Annotated in this window: 16 protein-coding genes and 5 tRNA genes; 19 read left to right on the top strand and 2 right to left on the bottom strand. The window is 23.8% G+C overall.

Going from position 1 to position 18,625, the window contains the following annotated elements:
- The first annotated feature begins 169 nt into the window (after positions 1 to 169).
- The 17 genes from EXC65_RS02180 to EXC65_RS02105 all read left to right on the top strand — a co-directional run bounded on the left by EXC65_RS02180 (position 170) and on the right by EXC65_RS02105 (position 14,483).
- Positions 170 to 439 (top strand): hypothetical protein, encoded by a 270-nt coding sequence (locus EXC65_RS02180; RefSeq protein WP_129719856.1) that lies wholly within the window; start codon positions 170 to 172, stop codon positions 437 to 439.
- A gap of 17 nt (positions 440 to 456) precedes the next feature.
- Complete coding sequence (locus EXC65_RS02175) at positions 457 to 7,230, top strand: DUF1410 domain-containing protein (protein ID WP_129719855.1); 6,774 nt, start codon at positions 457 to 459, stop codon at positions 7,228 to 7,230.
- Between the two features lie 140 nt (positions 7,231 to 7,370).
- Positions 7,371 to 8,123, top strand: coding sequence for a hypothetical protein (locus tag EXC65_RS02170; RefSeq protein WP_129719854.1), 753 nt, complete (start codon positions 7,371 to 7,373; stop codon positions 8,121 to 8,123).
- Positions 8,124 to 8,283: 160 nt separating this feature from the next.
- A tRNA-Asn gene (locus EXC65_RS02165) sits at positions 8,284 to 8,358 on the top strand.
- A 4-nt stretch (positions 8,359 to 8,362) separates the two neighbouring features.
- Positions 8,363 to 8,438, top strand: a tRNA-Glu gene (locus tag EXC65_RS02160).
- Between the two features lie 4 nt (positions 8,439 to 8,442).
- Positions 8,443 to 8,518 (top strand) — tRNA-Val (locus EXC65_RS02155).
- A gap of 1 nt (position 8,519) precedes the next feature.
- A tRNA-Thr gene (locus EXC65_RS02150) sits at positions 8,520 to 8,595 on the top strand.
- 77 nt (positions 8,596 to 8,672) lie between these two features.
- Positions 8,673 to 8,757 (top strand) — tRNA-Leu (locus tag EXC65_RS02145).
- 85 nt (positions 8,758 to 8,842) lie between these two features.
- Positions 8,843 to 9,700: a tRNA pseudouridine(55) synthase TruB gene (gene truB / locus EXC65_RS02140; RefSeq protein ID WP_129719853.1), complete on the top strand. Its 858-nt coding sequence runs from the start codon at positions 8,843 to 8,845 to the stop codon at positions 9,698 to 9,700.
- On the top strand, positions 9,687 to 10,487 hold the full coding sequence (locus EXC65_RS02135; RefSeq protein ID WP_129719852.1) for a YcsE-related riboflavin metabolism phosphatase: 801 nt from the start codon (positions 9,687 to 9,689) through the stop codon (positions 10,485 to 10,487). Before truB ends, EXC65_RS02135 begins: the two co-directional genes overlap by 14 nt.
- A gap of 5 nt (positions 10,488 to 10,492) precedes the next feature.
- Positions 10,493 to 11,326 carry an FAD synthase gene (locus tag EXC65_RS02130; protein ID WP_129719851.1) on the top strand — a complete coding sequence of 278 codons (834 nt, stop codon included), beginning with the start codon at positions 10,493 to 10,495 and terminating at the stop codon, positions 11,324 to 11,326.
- Between the two features lie 23 nt (positions 11,327 to 11,349).
- Complete coding sequence (locus tag EXC65_RS02125; protein ID WP_129719850.1) at positions 11,350 to 11,862, top strand: adenine phosphoribosyltransferase; 513 nt, start codon at positions 11,350 to 11,352, stop codon at positions 11,860 to 11,862.
- Between the two features lie 209 nt (positions 11,863 to 12,071).
- Positions 12,072 to 12,203 (top strand): hypothetical protein, encoded by a 132-nt coding sequence (locus EXC65_RS04670; RefSeq protein ID WP_276310786.1) that lies wholly within the window; start codon positions 12,072 to 12,074, stop codon positions 12,201 to 12,203.
- A gap of 50 nt (positions 12,204 to 12,253) precedes the next feature.
- The gene (locus EXC65_RS02120; RefSeq protein ID WP_129719849.1) at positions 12,254 to 12,667 is read left to right on the top strand and encodes a hypothetical protein; all 414 of its coding nucleotides are present in this window, start codon (positions 12,254 to 12,256) and stop codon (positions 12,665 to 12,667) included.
- A complete protein-coding gene (locus tag EXC65_RS02115) occupies positions 12,603 to 13,355 on the top strand; it encodes a hypothetical protein (RefSeq protein WP_129719848.1) in 753 nt (250 codons plus the stop codon). Before EXC65_RS02120 ends, EXC65_RS02115 begins: the two co-directional genes overlap by 65 nt.
- Positions 13,356 to 13,911: 556 nt before the next feature.
- On the top strand, positions 13,912 to 14,181 hold the full coding sequence (locus EXC65_RS02110) for a hypothetical protein (protein ID WP_129719847.1): 270 nt from the start codon (positions 13,912 to 13,914) through the stop codon (positions 14,179 to 14,181).
- A gap of 86 nt (positions 14,182 to 14,267) precedes the next feature.
- The gene (locus EXC65_RS02105; RefSeq protein ID WP_129719846.1) at positions 14,268 to 14,483 is read left to right on the top strand and encodes a hypothetical protein; all 216 of its coding nucleotides are present in this window, start codon (positions 14,268 to 14,270) and stop codon (positions 14,481 to 14,483) included.
- A 665-nt stretch (positions 14,484 to 15,148) separates the two neighbouring features.
- Here EXC65_RS02105 and dnaJ read toward each other — a convergent pair.
- Positions 15,149 to 16,261 (bottom strand): molecular chaperone DnaJ, encoded by a 1,113-nt coding sequence (gene dnaJ, locus EXC65_RS02100; protein WP_129719845.1) that lies wholly within the window; start codon positions 16,259 to 16,261, stop codon positions 15,149 to 15,151.
- 457 nt (positions 16,262 to 16,718) lie between these two features.
- Between dnaJ and EXC65_RS04460 the strand changes: the two genes are divergently transcribed.
- Both EXC65_RS04460 and EXC65_RS02095 read left to right on the top strand, forming a co-directional pair.
- Complete coding sequence (locus tag EXC65_RS04460; RefSeq protein ID WP_165001330.1) at positions 16,719 to 16,886, top strand: hypothetical protein; 168 nt, start codon at positions 16,719 to 16,721, stop codon at positions 16,884 to 16,886.
- Positions 16,887 to 17,234: 348 nt separating this feature from the next.
- Positions 17,235 to 17,423, top strand: a complete 189-nt coding sequence (locus EXC65_RS02095; RefSeq protein ID WP_129719844.1) for a hypothetical protein — start codon at positions 17,235 to 17,237, stop codon at positions 17,421 to 17,423.
- A gap of 413 nt (positions 17,424 to 17,836) precedes the next feature.
- Here EXC65_RS02095 and EXC65_RS02090 read toward each other — a convergent pair whose 3' ends face one another.
- Positions 17,837 to 18,433 (bottom strand): FMN-dependent NADH-azoreductase, encoded by a 597-nt coding sequence (locus tag EXC65_RS02090; RefSeq protein WP_197724530.1) that lies wholly within the window; start codon positions 18,431 to 18,433, stop codon positions 17,837 to 17,839.
- Positions 18,434 to 18,625: the final 192 nt, after the last annotated feature.

The following is an 18,625-nucleotide window of genomic DNA, read 5'->3' as shown; positions in this document are numbered from 1 at the left end:
TTTAAAAATAATTAATCTTGTTAATAATGATTTTAGTTTTTTAACTTTTTATGTTGTGTTTCCAACTTTTAGTTCTATATTAATGCTTTATATTTTTTTATTTAGGATTAAATTCATAATAAAAATGAAATCGAATTTGAAAATAAAGTTTTTGTTTTTTATAAGCCCTATGCTTTGAACTATATTTTCTAGAAAAAGTGTTAAGCATTTAGAAGATATTAGGTTTAAAATGTATTTTGCATTACCAACAATTTTCTGTCTTTTGCAATTTTTAGCTTTAGGAATAATTTTAGTTTTTATATTTTCATGATATGAAACAATAAATTTTAGTGTTATTAGTTTAATTATTTTACTTACAATTCCACTCATTATTTCGATTATTTTTATAATAACTATTGAAATAATGATTCATGATACATTTGTAAGGAATTATATTTAATATTAGAGGTGTGATTAATGAAAAATAAAAAAGGTAAACAAAAAAATAAAAAAGTTTTAGCATTAGCAATACTAGGTACTTTTTTTGGTTCATCAGCAGTTATATTAGCTACTATTCCATGATTAATTGAAAGATATAATATGGCAAAAAGTGCTATTTCTATTTTTCCAGAGATTATTCGTGTAATTAAAGATGACCAAAATAATAATAAGTTTTATGCTAAACTAATATCCAATTGAAAAGATAAAGAAGTAGAAGTCATTTTTGAAGATGAACAAAAAAAATCTTATATTGCAGAAGGCAAAATTAATAAAAATGGTGAATTAATTATTGATACTGCTTTTTTACCAAAAGGTAAAAAATATTATGTTACTTCTGTTAAAGATAAAAAAAATGAAAAAGATTTAATTGATATGGACAAAGTGTATATCAACAATAAAATTATTGACAAATCTTATTATTATGATAAAAACAATAAATTAACACTTCAAAAAAACTTTGGAACTAATAACGCTAATAAAAAAGTTAAATTAAAATTAATAAATGATAAAGATGAAGAAAAAGAATTAGAAGTAACACTAGATAAAGATGGTATTGCTACAGTTGTACCAAGCGATCATTTTCCGTTAACTTCTAATAGCAAGTATGCTATTAAAAGTTGAGAAAATGTAGATGGGACACCTTTAGTTGATTTAAATAATAAAAAGGAAGAAAACAAACCTAAATTAAATAATGATCAGCCAACACTTGTATATGATAAGGATTTAGATTCTATTTCTAAATGAACTTTACCTCTTGAAACAGGATTTTTACCAAATTCTACTTTAACTTTTAATTATAAAAAAGGTAGCGAAGTTATAACTGCTACAGTTAATGTTAATCCAGATGGAACTATTAGTCAAGATGATATAAACAAGTTATCAGATATTTCTAATGTTGATTCTAAAAGTTTTAAATTAAATAATCAACCTATAGATGTTGTTGATCGTCGTCAATACCAAGTTGAAAAACACAATATCGCACCCAAAACATTTAGTGTAGATTTAGGGCCTGATAAAGCCAATAAACCAATTGACTTTAAATATCAAACAACTCTTCCTAATGGAGAGAAGAAAAATATTACCATCACTAAACAAAGTGATGAAAAAGGAAATGTTATTTTACCAACACAAGAAGACATCATTAGAGAAGGGGGAAAAGGTTTTGAATGAGATTTAGACTCTATAACAACTAATGATCCAAAAGATGATAAACCTTATTCAGTTTATGATAAAAGAAATATAGACAGAATATCACCAATTAGTGCTTCAAGATATATTAAAAATAAAAAAGATACTTTAGCTATTCCTTTTTTATCAGATAAAGATAAAATTGCAGAGCAAAATGATAAATATCGTGTATCTTTTGTTGATGATGAGGGTAACATTAAAACAGTTGATGTTAATCCTAAACTATCAGATTTAGATCAAAATTTAAGAATATTAGAAGTGCCAATCCCGGGTTTTGATAGTGGTAAATCTAAAATATCAAAAATTGAAAAAATTGGTGACAATAACCAAGTAGAAGAAGATGTTACTGAAAAAATGAATTTATCAGATTTACATAAATCAGATTTATATGTAACTAATGATAAATTCTATAAATTATCATCTAGCCAAAATAAAGATAATCCAAAAGCAACAGATATAAGTTATCCATTAGGTAAAGAAAATGCAAATCAAAAAGTTGATTTAATTGCATATGATGAAAAAAATAACAAAATTGTTGTTGAAGGAACAACAGATGAAAATGGAGTTTTCCATGCTACTACTTCTAAATTTAGAGGAAAAAATATTACATTAGATAGTTTTGTTCCAAGAGGAAAAAACAATGATGATAAAAAATGTGAAGATTGCATTGTTGACTTTAATGGAGCTCCTAAAGATATTAAAGAAAAAAACTTTAGTATAGTTGAAACACCAAAAGGTAAAGAATATATTTTTGATGTTGAAAAAAAACTTACTAAAGATGAAATTCTTTCAGGAAATGTTAAGCCAAAAGCTCTTATTGTTAATCCAACAACTGGAGAAACAAGAGAAATAGAACTTGAAGTTGATCCAGAAAATAAAACCTTTTTCTCATTACCAGATAATCAACTCAAACCAGAAGAAAAAATTGATAAAATTTTCAATCCTGAAAACAATAAAACAATTGTTGAGAATAAAGATATTCCAGAAGAAAAACGTAATGAGCACAAATTACCTAATATTACTAATAAATTGAATGACAACAAAACTAAAAATGAACTAATTATTAAAGATTTACCATCAACTATTAAACCTAAAGATAAAGTTATTGTTGAGTTTGAAACAAAAAATGAACCTAAAGAAACAATTCTTAAAGAAGTGGAAGTTGATGATGAGGGAAAAATTATTATCGATATTAATGACTTGCCAAAAGATAAAGATTTAGTTATTAAAGCAATTCGTGAAAATAAAACACCTAATGGCTCTAGTGAACCTGTCCCTGGTCATGAATTAGTTGATTTAGATAACATTTTTGATCAAGATAAAAGTTCAAGTGAATTTGAAGCAAAACACATTAATAAAATTGCTGTTAAAAGTATTACTACAAATCCAAATGAAAAAGATTTTGATTTAAGTCAATTTATTATTGATTTAGAGGATGATAAAAATCTTATTCAAAGCAATTCACCTAAAGCTAATGTAATTATAATTGATAATTCTAAGCGTGAATATGTAATTGATCACTCAAAAATAGAATATCAAATTGATGCAACTAATAACACTAAAAAACTTTTAGTAAAAATGAGTGATTTAGATATTAATCAAACATATTCAATTTTCAAAATTTATTATAATGATAATGATTTTGGAGAAGATAAAAATAATACTTTAAATCCTGATGATAAATCAAACATTATCTATCAAAAAGATAAAAATAGTATTAATGATGTAGCTGAATACAATAAAAATATTAGTATTATTTCATTTTCAGCAGAAGAAAATGGAAATTGAAGCTCTGGAAATAATACAGCTCAAAACTTTACTATTACTATAGATATTGAAACTAACATGTCTAAAGAAGAGTTAGAACACAACCAATTTGCTCTTAAATATGTCAACAAATCAAATGATGCTGATGTTGTCTATAATGAAAACAAACCTGAAGTAATAGATCAAAATGATAAAAAGCAATTGAAATTTAGTTTACAATTTAAGCAATCAAATCGTGAATATGATTTTGCCAAACTTGTAATTTATAATTCTAATAAAGAACTAGTTAAATTAAAAACCAAAGAAGAAGAAAAATCATCATCTGAATTACTTAAAAAAGAAGGGTATCAAATTGTTGCTCAAAATAAAGAAGAGCAAGGAGTTGATGCTTCTAAAGTAAAAAACCACAACATTAAAACTAAAAAAGGTAAAACTGAACTAAAAGATTTAAATATTTCTCCCTCAGATACAGATGAAATTTCATTTAGTTTTGAAGTCGAATCTGAAGATGCTCCATTTGAACGTGATCAAGAATATGAAGTAACGTTTAAAGATGAAGATGGTAATACTAAAACAATTATAGTAACACCAAATGAAGTTAATAATCCACAAAGTGGTGAAAAACAAAACAAAAATGCAAAATTCGAAGGCAAAATTTCAGGATTAGAAGAAAATAAAAAATATGAATTTGTTGGTGTAAAACCAGCTAAAAAAGAAATTGCTAAAAATCCTGATGAACAAAAACCACATTTTAGTGATAACATAGTTGATGATCCATTTGCATCAACAGATCCAAACAATCCATCAAATAGTTTTGATCTTGACAAAGATTCCAAAACTGAAAAAGAAAAAGAAATTAAAACACTTGATAGCACAAAACAAGTTGTGGAAATTAAAACCGCTGATAGTAATGGAACAGCTAAAGATGAATTTAATGTTGATGATTCACCAAAAATTACAATTAATTTTGCAAACATTTTAGAAAAATGAAAAAATAAAACAATTATTTTAGAATATCATTCAACTTTTGATGAAAATGAAAAAGCATTTTTCAGTGCTAATATAAGTCAAAAAACTAAACCTGGAGATATTGATTTCAAAAAAACTGAAAACAGTGTTTTATTAGGGAATAGAGTATATAGTCTTGCTAAGGGATATTATTTACTAAATACAGATTTAGTAAATATTAAAAATTTAGATGAAGAAACTATTAAAGCAAATTCAATTACTATGTCACCAGAAGATCAATCAAAAAATAAAAATTCATTTAAAACTTTAGCTACTGATGAAAAAAATGCTCTTACTATCTCAAAAGTTGAACAAAAAGATGTTTCTACACTTGATGAAGCTAACTTAAGAATTTATTTTGAAGATAAAGATGGAATTTTATTAAAAAATACAAAATTAAGTGTTAAATTTACACTGAAAGATCATTTAAAAAATGATAAAGCGAATCTTCAACCTATTGAAACAAATGTTCAATTTGATGAAACTCAAAAAGATACAAATAATAAAGTTGAAAAATACATTGATATTAAAATAAATGGATTAGCTGTAAATCAAATTGATAATACAATTGATGAAATTAAGATTGATTTAACTAATGCTGAAAATCAAAAATTACGTACTATTGCAACTAATCATTGAGTTGGTCAAAACAATAATGAAATTATCATTAAATCTGATTATACAAATAATTCTAAAGAACAATTTGGTAATGAACTTAAATTCCAAGGCAATAGTTCATTGACAGAAAGAATAGATAATGATAAAGTTATTGGTGAAACTACACTCAAGTTATTATTTGATGATACAAATAAACATTTAAATAATACTAAACTTAAAAATTCACTTAGATTTAGAGCAGAAATGGTTCAATCAGCTCAAAGCTATAAACACAAAGTTCAAGGGCAAGCTAATTCAACTGTAAAAGTTGTTGAAACTAACTCATTTAGTGTAATGACTAATGATGAAATTAAAGTTAAATTTAGTGATCTTGTTTCTAATCGTCAATATAAAAATTTTAGATTATATGTTGGTAATACTGATGATGCTTTTGTAAAAGCAACATCATTACCACCTGAAAATCTATTAAACATTTTAAATTTAAATATTCGAGAATTTATAACAACTTCTAGAGAGTCAAAAGCAACTGTAGTTTCAAGTGTGGTTAATAGTGATTCAACACCAAAAACATTAAAAATTAAATACAAACTAGAATCTAAAGATGAAGTTTTAGTAGCTAATGATAAAATTAAATTAAAACTTGTGCCAATAGGAACTGGTTATAAATATAACTTTGAAAAAATTGCTGATATTCAAGAAACAAATGGTGAATATTTTGTTGAATTTACTTTCCAAATAGTTGCTAATACAGATTCGAGTGGAAATGTTAAATTTAAAGCTAAAGATGATGGTTCAACTCAAACATATACTAACAATGAAATTGAAGAAGGAATAGATTATGCAGTAACATTATCATTTAATGGATCTATTGACAGAGCATTTAACAAAGCTATAAAAGTTAATGGTGTTAATGGATTGATAAATAAAGATTTTGTTAATAATGAATCGCAACATGAAGATGATTCTATTAAGAAAATTACAACACCAGGAGAAGTTATTAACTTTAAAGGTATTACATTTGAAAATCAAATAGATGCAAGTGCTTCAATTGCTGAATATAATGCTGGTAGTTCAGTTACTATTAAAGTTAACTTTGAAAAAACTGTTGCTAAAATAGCAAATCAAACTTTAGCACTTGAGTTTAAAACTAAAATTGTTGATGATGATGGGAATATTGTTGAGAAAACTATTATTTCACAAGGGGCAACTGTAACAAATGATGGAAATAACAAATCACAATTAACTGTCCAGATTGATGCTAAAGATAATTTATTACCAGGGCACTTATACCAAATTTCCAAAATTAAGATTTTAGATGAAAATAATCAATATCAAGATTTAGAGCATGACAATGCTCCAATTCAACCAACTAGTGGACAATTTAAAGTAAAATCATCAAATACCAATATGACTGCATCAGGATTTAAATTTAATAAAGATTTAAATAGTTTTGAAAAAGCTAATGTAAGTTTTGAGATAAATGATATTGATAATGTAATTTCTTTTTCTGATAAAGATAAATTAACAATTCAACTATCAGAAAAAGCTAATATGGCTAATGAAAGTGAATGAATTACTGTTGATAAATCTAATATAAACATAACTTATAAAGAAGATGATAAAAATACTAAAGTTGTAACATTTAGTTTTGATAATCCAAAAGCTAATAGTGAATATGTTATTACTGTTATAAAATTTGAAACCTTAGCTGTGCCAGCTTATAATTTAGATACAACTAGTGATGATAACACATTATTAGAAAGCCGCGCAAATGGTTCTTCAATTGCAAATCAAAGCATCAAATTATCAAACAACCCAACATTAGAAACACGAACAAGATATTTACTTACATCTGATATGTTTGATTTAAGTGCAGATAACATTACATTTAAATTCCACTATAAAAATAAAGCAAATCAAAAATCATATTTTGGTAATGCCTTAAGTGCAACTAAAATTACAAATTCATCTGATGGAGATTATGAAATCACTGAAGATTCAAGTAGTTTATCAAATGGTGAATATCAAATTGAACAATTATATGTAGGACCAAAAGAATGAATTTCAGCAATGGAAGAATCCAAACTTAGTGATTCAGAGTTTATGAATAAACTTTCGAAAGTTGATATTTCTATACTTACAGATGATCATAAGATATTAAAAAAATAAAAAAATTATAAAATTAAAAAACGTGGTCTAAACTACGTTTTTTAATTAGTTTTAATAAATAAATACATTTTTTAAAAAATAGTTTATAATTTATTTTTTAACAATAATTTAGATTATTACAAATGTTTAAAAGGAGAAAAATGTTAAAAAATAAAAAATTATTTTTATCTTTAGGTTTAGCTTCATTATTAGGTGCTGCACCATTAGCTATTGTTGCATGTACAAAACAAGAAAAAATTTCTCAAAGTGATTTTACACTTTCAGAAGAAAACAAAAGTAGTAAAAAAACTGTTATTACTTTTAATCCAGCTAACCTAAATAATAAATTGAAGGAAAAGGATAAGTTACTTTTAGTACTAGACACAAAAGATGACCACAATCACAAAAAAGAAGCTACATTTACAGTTAAAGGTACCGAAGGTGAAAAAATTGAATTTACTTTTGAGAATCTAGAAGTTCATGAAGAAAATGAAGAATATGTTGTTGTAAAATTTAGTATTAATGGTAAAGAAGCACGATTAAGAAGTGAAATTAAATTTACAATTTCTAAAGATAATTCTACACCACAAACTCTAGAAAATAAAATGAGTCAAATAATTGATGATATATTATCAAAATATAATGATGATAGTCAAAAAAATCAAGCTGCTCAAGCTCTTCTAGATTTTTTAGAAGGATTTTTAAAAATTTTAAATCCAGAAAAATCAAATAATTCTACAAATAATTCTACACCACAAACTCCAGAAAATGAAATGGGTAAAATAATTGATAATATATTATCAAAATATAATGATGAGAGTCAAAAAAAACAAGTTGCTCAAGCTCTTCTAGATTTTTTAGAACAATCATTAAAAACTTTAAATTCAGGAAACACTTTAGAAACTAAAAAATAATTTTTTTAACTTAATGTTAAGTTAAGATTAATATAAAAAACACAAGCAAATTTATTTCGCTTGTGTTTTATTTAATTTTTTTAAAAAATAAACAATTTTTTTTGTTTTTTTTAAAAAATGTTGTATAATGTTTTAAGCTTAAAGATTTAAGTGCTAAAACGCCGATTTAGCTCAGCGGTAGAGCAGCTGGCTGTTAACCAGTTGGTCACAGGTTCGATCCCCGTAATCGGCGCCATTTAGGCCCATTGGTGAAGCGGTTAACACACATGGTTTTCATCCATGGATTCACGGGTTCGATCCCCGTATGGGTCACCATTTAGGAAGATTAGCTCAGTTGGGAGAGCATCGCCCTTACAAGGCGAGGGTCGTGGGTTCGAGCCCCTCATCTTCCACCATGCCGTCTTAGCTCAGCAGGCAGAGCAACTGACTTGTAATCAGTAGGTCGTAGGTTCGATTCCTATAGACGGCACCATTTATGTTGCTTGGTAGCGCTTTGATAAAAGTAATAAGGTTCGATTCCTTATAAAACATACCTTTAAATTTTATTATGCACGAGTGGTGAAATTGGCAGACACGCTAGATTTAGGCTCTAGTGCTTAACAGCATAAGGGTTCAAGTCCCTTCTTGTGCACCATTTATAAACATTATTCCATAAAAGAAAAAAAGCAAAATTTTTTTGCTTTTTTTTCTTTATAAAATAATGTAAAATTTATTAAGCAATGATAAAACTTTTATATAAAGAAAAAAATGTTTCTTCATTTCAAAAAATTAAATCTTTTGCTAAAAATAATAATATTAAAAAAATAGGGCACACTGGGACATTAGATCCAATAGCAGAAGGATTATTGCTAATTGCAACAGAAGATGATACAAAGTTAATACCATATATTGATACTAAATATAAATCATATATTGCAACTATGCAATTAGGCATTAGTTCTACAACATGAGATGTAGATGGTATATTAACTAAAAATAATTTAATTTATCATTTAAATGAATTGAAAATATTAAAAGCTTTTGAAAAATTTAATGGCTTTTATGATCAAAAACCACCTATTTTTTCAGCTAAAAAAATTAATGGTCAAAGAGCATATAAACTAGCTCGTGAAAACAAAGAAATAACATTAAAAAAACAAAAAGTTGAAATTAAAAATTTAAAATTATTGAATTTTAATTTTGAAAATCAAACAATTGAATTTTCTGTAACTGTATCACGTGGAACTTATATTAGATCATTAATCCAAGATATAGCAAAAGAACTTAATGTAATTGCGACAATGTCAAAACTTTTAAGATATGAAATTAATGATTTAACACTTTCAGATTTAGAAAAAACTGAACTTAACCCATTAGAATTAATAAAAGAAAAAAAACATTTTTTAAATTTACAAGATTTAAAAATATTAATCAAAGGTCAAAATGTTAAAATTGATGAAAATATTAATGAAAATCATATTTTTTTAGTTTACAAAAAAAATATTGTTGGTCTTGCCATAATTAAAAATGGATATTTAAAATCTAAGAAACTTTTTGGTAAAAAAATAGAAAGGATATTAAAAGATGAAAAAATATAAACTAATAGTTTTTGATATCGATGGTACCTTATTACCTTTTGGAGTAGAAAGTTTAAGTGCGAAAACTAAAAAAATGGTGCATGAGCTTAAAGAGAAAGGTTATGTTGTAGTTTTTGCAACAGGTAGAGAATTTGTTACTATTGGGACACTTCTTGATGATATACCTGTTGATTACTTTATAGGAGCTAATGGTGCTTTTATTTATGATTTAAACAAAAAAGAAGTAGTATTCGAAAACAAAATAATACTTAGTGAATTTCAAACACTAAGTAACTTTTTAGAAAAATTTAATTGTGAATATAGTGTTATGACTGATAAATGAGGATATTTTTCTGATGGTCATGATTTAGATACTTGATTTTTATCGCCACACAAAGAAAATTTTAAAAATTTATGTGAACTTACATGTGATGAAGAACCTTTACATCTTGTTACAATTAGAGCAAATGACAAATCATTTAAAAATACTGTTCAGGAGTTTATAGATAAAAACAATTTGAATATGGAAATTAATGCACAATGATCAAAAGGTTTTTTTATAGGCCCTAAAAATACAAATAAAGCTACAGGACTTAAAAAATTATATAAATTTACTAAAATAACATTAGATGAAATGATTGCTTTTGGTGATAGTTCAAATGATGTTGAAATGTTAAGCGAAGTAGGCTATTCTGTTGCTTTAGCGGGTGGTTGAAGTTATTTAAAAACTATAGCAAAAGATGTTACAACTAAAACAGTTGAAGAAGATGGTGTGTATTATAAATTAAAAGAATTAGGTATTCTTTAATTATAATGACTAAAGTTTATTATTTTGAAAAAGAAAATCACATAATTGAAAATTCAGTGTTTGTTTTAGGTGGTTTTGAATGTTTTCACAAAGGACATTTTGAATTATTAAAACAAGCTAAGTTAACAAATCAAAAAATCACTTTTTTTATATTTGCTAATCCTAAGGATTTACCTAAAAATAAAACATTAAATTTTAGTGATATAACTTCTAGAATTCAAGTATTAGCTAATTTAAAAATTGATAATATTTTAATCACAACATTTAATGAAAAACTCCAAAATCTTAGCGGCGAAGAGTTTTTAAATATTTTAATAAAAAAAGGTGCGAATAATTTTATTGTTGGCTCTGATTTTTCTATTTCGAAAAACTATGATGCAGCAAAAATAAAAAAAGATTTTCCAAATTCTATTATTGTTAATGTTTTAGAAGATGAAAATAATAAAAAAATTTCAACTAGAATTTTAAAAGAATATTTAGCAGAAGGTAAAATTACACTCGTTAATAAATATTTAGTAAGCAATTATTTAACAGAAATATACATTAATTTTAAAAACGAAGTTATTTTTAATTTTGATAATATTTCGCTTGCGCCAGGAATATATTTAACTAAATTAATTATTAATAATTTAAAATATTTTTCTTATCTTACTATTCCATTAGAAAAAAATAAACCTAATATAATTAAAATTTTTAATTTTAATTATAATGTAGAAACAATAGAAAAAGCATTTTTAGAAATAATTCAAGAATATAAAATCTTTAATAAAGAAGTCAATTTTTCACTAAATAAAAATGATTTTTCAAAAATTAAAAATTTATTGTTGGAAATAAATTAATTTTTCTTTATAATTTTGCAGTTATGAAATTAATTAAGTATATTAAAGATGTAAAAAACTTCCCTATTGAAGGAATTATTTTTAAAGATATTTCACCATTATTGGCGAATGGCGAAGCATTGCATTATACTATTGAGACTATGTCACAATTAGCTAAAGATGCAGATATAATTATCGCGCCAGATGCAAGGGGTTTTCTTTTCGGTACACCTGTTGCAGCTAAATTATCTAAGCCATTAATTATGATTAGAAAAAAAGGAAAATTACCTGGAAAAGTAATTCAAAAATCATATGATTTAGAATATGGTTCAAATATCATTGAACTTCAAGAAAATATGGTTAAAAAAGGTCAAAAAGCAGTTATTATTGATGATGTTTTAGCTACTGGTGGAACTGTAAAAGCAATATGTGAGCTTTTAGAATCACAAGGTGTTGAAGTTATAAAAATTTTATTTTTAATGGAATTGAAAGCGTTAGAAGGTCGTAAAAAAATTGGACATTATAATGTTGAGTCCTTAATTGAAGTTGATAATTAACATTTTGTTGTCTTTTATAATAATTTAGTGCTTGTTTAAGCACTTTTTTTATTGCAATTTAATAATTTAAAACATTTTAAGTTAATTTTCAAATAATTTTAAGTTTTAATTAAAATTATTTATGAAATTAAATATAATTTGAATATATAAAATTTAAAAAAATTTATTTCAATTAATTACACAAAAAAATAAATTAAAGGTTTTTAAATATGATAACTAGAAGAAAAAGGTCTGAAGTAATTCAAAAATTAAAAGAACATAATTTTGAAAAAATCAACACAAGCACTTTCGATTATAAAGATTTGTATTTATACCCTATTACATATAGTGAGATCATTTAAAAATTTTTCCTTGAAAAAACCAAAATTTAAATAGTATTAATCATTTTAGAATGCTTAATTTTGTCAACACTAGATTTTTTTATCCAGATAATTCATGTGAATATACATATGATTGAGAATTTGAAAGATATTGAATTTATGAAAGACTCAAGTGAGATTTTTATATTTTGAAAATAGAAAATTTTATTGACAACACAAAAGCATTGAATAATTATGTAAAAACCATAAACAAACAAATTAAAGCTGGTTTAATAAAAGACACATGATGAGGTTGAATACCAAAATTTCCCGATAGAAACAAGCATACTATTATTCAAGTTGAACGAACTCAAGAGGATCGCCCAGTAAATGTTATATTTTATCCTTCAGAATATTTTATGTTTATATATGGGAATTTAATTGAAAAAGAACAAAATTTTAGAAAAAAAAATTTTCTCCATTGCAGCTGATATTTTTGGTTATAGGAATGGCTTTCAAGAATATCGAAGGTCTAGGACATTAATAACAAATGTTGATGAAACAGAAAAAGAATATTATTTATTTGCTAAAAAAAAATTTAAACAAACATCACTAAAAGAATTATTTAAAAAAAATTTTATTAGTAACAAAAATAATTTTGAAAAAATGTTTAATAATCCTTTTAGTGATTTAATTGCAAATATTAGTTGCAGAGCTAAAATTGAAAATACATGTATTTTATCCAAATGAACTTTTAGTGTTTTTAAATTTTTAGAATTTTGAATTGTACCAAATGAGGTTTTAGATTTAAATATATCAAGTATTAAAATAAAAAAACAAATTAATTTATCGATAAATAACAAAAAAATAATTCAACAGATTAAAGAAGAAAAAAAATCATTTTATGAAAAAATAAAAGAAAAAGCATATAGTGGTGATATTCAAACAGAAGAAAGAGAATTTTTTCTTTCTATTAAATTTTCTGATTTATTTGACACAATAGTTTTTATTATGGATAAAAGAACATATTTAAAACCCTCTTTTTTGTTTTTGATACCTGATTATTTTTTAAGTTTTTCACAAAAAGAAGCCTTTCAAGTTATAAAAAATATTTTAAATAAAATTTTGTATTTCATAAAAACAATGAAATTACTACCTGATTATATTTATGATGATACTAATAAAATATTTTAATAAAATTAAAAGGAGACAAAATTAAAAAAATTCATGTTAAATGAAAAAAAATTTTATTTCCAATTTTTAGTTTAACAACTATTTTAGAGACAACAAATATTACAAGTATTAGTAAAAATGAAAATTTTGAAATTGAAAATAATGTCCCAAATTTTAAAGATATAAAAAAAACTAATACAATAAACTCACCAATTGATGAAATAAATCAACAAATTTTCAATTATATATCAAAGAACACTTCAAATTTTACTTTAAATTCTGAAAAAATTTTAATTAAATTTTTAAATAATAAAAAAGTTTTTGTAAAAATTTATGATAAAAAAGAAAAATTTTTAAAACAATATTTATTTGATTTAATTGTTGAAGAAGGAAATGTATTGAAATTAAAATATAAAGATGAAATTTATAGTTCATTAAATTTTGATTTTTTAATAATGAAGGATTGGCACCTATAAATGTTTAAAAGTAATAATAGTTATGAAATAATTCAAAAAAAATTAAAAAAATAGGCTTTAAAAAAATAGATTATTGATCTTATGATATAAATGATTTTTGAATGAATTTTTCTTTAAAAGAGGATTTAAATACTAAATCATATAATTTGAAAAATGGAAAATATTTTCATTCTAATTTAATTAAAAGATTAAAAGCTTTTAATCCAGATTTCTTATTAAATTCAGAAGTATTTATTTTAAAAAATGAATACTTTAATTTTGATAGTTCGAAAATAAAGCATTTTAAATTTGAAGAAGGATATATTAATGATTTTCTTCTTCATAAAATTGGTATACAAAAAGGACCTTATCAAACTTTATTTTTTGTTTAAAATAACAAAGAAAAGAATGAAGTTTTTTTGATTTTATTCCTTCTGCATATTGTGCATTTATTTATGGTATTGATAGTTTTGAAGTGATGAACAATTTAAATGAAATAGAAAATATAATTTCAAAAATAACATCTTCAAATACAAAAGGAATTTGAAAAATTAGCAATAAAATAAATAAATGAAAAAAATATAGTCATCTTTTAAATAAAAGAATTTTTAATAATGAAAAATATCAAGAGATTTCATTTAATGATTATCTTTCTAATTATCTTCCTGAATATCGTGCATATATATGATGATAAGAAACATCACCATATAGCGAGGTTTTGTCATGGGATAGTTACAATAGATGATTGAAAAAAGATGGTAAAACCTACCAAAAATATGGTAATTTTTTTAAACGCAAATTATTACTTAAAAAAAATGAATTTTTTTTAGATAATAATGAATATTTTCTTTTTAATTATGCAAAAAGAAAACATTTAAAATTTTTTGTAGTAAAAAATTTTAATTTTGATTTAAATGAAGAAGAAGTACAAAAACAAAAAAACTTTTTCATTCATTTTAAATTAGCGATAATAGTTTTTATGCTAAAGATTATCATAAAGCCCCGCAAGAAATAAAAAATTTATTTCATCATGAGCAAAACAAAGGCACATTGGATATTTTTTCTATAAACAAAGAAATAACATATGATAAAAATGAGTTTCTTTTTGAAACTAATATTGATTCTATTGTGCTTGTTGTTGATACCACTTGTTATTGAAATTTCAATTTTATGTTTTTTTACGATACAAATTTGTATTTTTATTTTCTAAAGAATATAGAGAAAAAATGTTTGATTTTTTACTAAAAGAAATTGAATTTTTGCAAAAACATTTTATACAAAAACCATATAAAAAATGTTTAAGTTATGCTGTTTAATTTAAATTTTTTTAAAAAAATACAGAGTGAACACTGTATTTTTTTAAAAATCTTTTAATCAGTCATTTTTTTTATTGTCTTTAACTTTTGAAAAAATATCTTTAATTTGCTCAGATTCTTTTTTATTTAAAGATGGTACGTATAATAAAAGATGAATTTTTAAATCTCCTTTTTGTGAGCGATTTAATAAACTAAATCCTTTATTTTTTAGTGTTAAAATTTCACCTGATTTATAATGTGAGTACATTTTAACTTTTTCTTGACCATAAGGTGTTGGAATAATAATTTCATTTTCAGCAATAATATCATAAACTGATACAGGAACTTTTAAATGAATATCATTACCAGCTCTTACATAATGTTTATGATCTTTAACAATTATTTCAATATATAAATCACCATTAGGTCCACCATTTGTCCCTGGACCTCCATAACCTTCAACAATAATGTTTTGTCTATTATTGATTCCTGCAGGAATATTAATTGTCACACGTTTATTTTCTTTTGTAATTTTTCTGCCATTACATTTATGACATTTTTTAATAATCTCTTTACCTTTTCCATGACATTTTGAACATGTTTTTTGGTTTTTGATTGTTCCAAAAGGTGTTTTCATAACTTGATAAACACTTCCTGTTCCTTGACAAGTTAAGCAAGTTTTTATGTCACTTAAACTTTCTGCTCCACTACCTTTACAATGACTACATTCAGAATATTTATCTAATGTTTTTTCAAAACTTGTACCTAAAACTGAATCAACAAAACTAATTGAATATTCAGTTTTATAATCATCACCCTCTGTTGCATAATTTCTAGAACTTCTACGTGATGAACCAAAACCTGAAAATAAATCTTCAAAAATATCTCCAAAACCACTAAAACCACTAAAACCACTAAAACCAGATGCTCCTGCGCCAGCGCCATTTGCAGGATCAAATGCAGCATGTCCATATTGATCGTACATTTGTCTTTTATCTTTATCAGATAAAACCTCATATGCTTCATTAATTTCTTTAAATTTAGTCTCAGCATCGCTTTCTTTGTTTCTATCTGGATGATATTTCATAGCAAGTTTTCTATAAGCTGTTTTTATTTCTTTTTCGTCTGCTTGCTTTCCTACACCTAAAATTTCATAATAATCTCTTTTATTATTCATAATTGTTAATTTTAGCACAAAACTCATTAGAGTGCTAATTTTTTTTATTTTTATTTAAAACAATAAAAAAATAAAAATTAGTTTAGTTTTCAATAAACTTAAGCTTTTATACTTAAATGTTTTAGATTTTTTTAGTGTTTTTTTGATTTTTTAATATGATTATTAACTTTTTTCAATGCTTAATGTTAAAAAAGTAGTACTTTAGTGAAACAACAACAAAATATTTTATATAAAAATTTACGGTCTACCAACTCTAGGAAACAGTTAATCTTTAATTTTTGATAATCATAATAATATAATTGCAATGACTATTTTTATAATACAAAATAATGGTTTTTATTTTCTTCTATACTCACTATTGAAATGATAAATTTTTTAAACAAGTAAAATTCAAAATAATGCTTAACAGAATTTATATAGATAAAAAAAATTAAAAATTTTATTTTGTAATTTAAATATGATAACAAGAAGAAAAAGGTCTGAAGTAATTCAAAAATTAAAAGAATATAATTTTGAAAAAATTAACCCAAGTACTTTTGATTATAATGATTTATATTTATGGCCGAATACATATAGTAAAAGAGCATTTAAAAATTTATCCTTGAAAAAACCAAAATTTAAATAATATCAATCATTTTAGAATGCTTAATTTTGTGAATATGCGCCTTTTTTCTTAAATGATTGATGTTCATATTCGTATGGCGGAAATTTTGAAAAATATTGAATTTATGAAAGATTAGAATGAGATTTTTATATTTTAAAAATTGAAAATTTCATTAATAATACAAAGGCATTAAAAAATCTTGTAAAAACTACAAACAAACAAATACAAGCTAATTTAATACATAGCGCATGATGAGAATTTGCTCCGAAACCTCCAGACAAAAACAAACATACCATTATCCAAGTTGAAAGAACTAAGGAAGATCACCCAGTAAATGTTATATTTTACCCTTCAGAATACTTTATGTTTATGTATGGGAATTTCGTTGAAAAAGAACAAAATTTTAGAAAAAAAATTTTTTCAATTGTAGCAGATATTTTTGGTTATAGGGATGACTTCCAAGAGTTTCGAGATGAAAATACATTAAGAACAAATATTGCTGAAACAGAAAAACAATATTATTTATTTGCAAAAAAACATTTTGAAAAAAATCACTAAAAGAATTGTTTGAAAAACATTTTGTACAAAAACCACACAAAAAACATTTAAGTTATGCTGTTTAATTAGTCATTTTTTATGTTAAAATTTCATTTAGTTTATAATGAAGTACATTTTAATTTTTTTTGTCTAAAAGGTGTTTTCATAACTTAACAAACACTTCATCAACAAGTTTTTATGTTGCTTAAAGTTCTATGTCAGCACCATTTGCAAAGTTAAATGCAACAAGTCCATATTAATCATATATTTTTTTATCTTTATCAGATAAATTTCATATTTAGTATCACTTTTTTGTTTTTATTTAGAAGGTATCTCGTTACAAGTTTATAAGTTGTTTTTATTTTTATTTAAAACAATAAAAAAACTAAACCTTAGTTTAGTTTTTTTATAAACTTTATTTTAGAGTCGGATCTTTAGAATTCTTTTACTGCTTTTTCAATTTCTTTAATATGACTATTGATTTTTTCATCAATGCTTAATGTAGAAAAAGGTGGTACTTTTGTACTAGCAATTTTTAAAATTGCTACTTCTTTAGCACCTAAAAATTTTCATACACCTTTTAAGTTTTCAGAAACATTTCCAAAAGGATATCAATCAATTGGTGCTCCTTGTGTTGCTAAAATTTGCACTTTTAAATGATCTAATAAACCAATTGCTTCGCCCTTTTTGCTATATTTATAACTAAAGGTTTTATCAGCAACTGAAATTGTATCCATAAAATTTTTAACAGGTGCTGACATGTTAAAATTAATCATTGGTGTTGATAAAATAACTTTATCAACACTTTTTAGTAAATCGATGTATTTATCTGCATTTACATCTTTTCAAAAAGTTGCAAAATTTTTTGCTGTTAAAGGTTGTGAAGAAAAACTCTCATTACTAAGATCCATTTCAATAATTTCATGATCAGGATTTATTTTTTTATATAATTCAACAAATTTATTTGTAAGTTGTCTTGATACTGAATTTTCTTCAGCAATAATTGAACCTTTTAAAACTAAAACTTTCATTTCTACCTCCATTTTTTACTATCAAATTAAATTATTAAAATATAATTTTTCTAATTAAATTTTAACTATATTTTATTAATTTTTATTTAAAATATTTTTTTTTTGCTTTTTAATGTTAAAATTTATTTTATTTTTTTAAATAAATATATATTTATAAAATATTTTTATATATTTTAATAAATAATAATTTTG

It is taken from the genome of Mesomycoplasma neurolyticum, from assembly GCF_900660485.1.
Taxonomy (GTDB): Bacteria; Bacillota_I; Bacilli_A; order Mycoplasmatales; family Metamycoplasmataceae; genus Mesomycoplasma_A; species Mesomycoplasma_A neurolyticum.
Note: the sequence above shows the minus strand (reverse complement) of the source record. Positions and strands in the feature narration are given on the sequence as shown.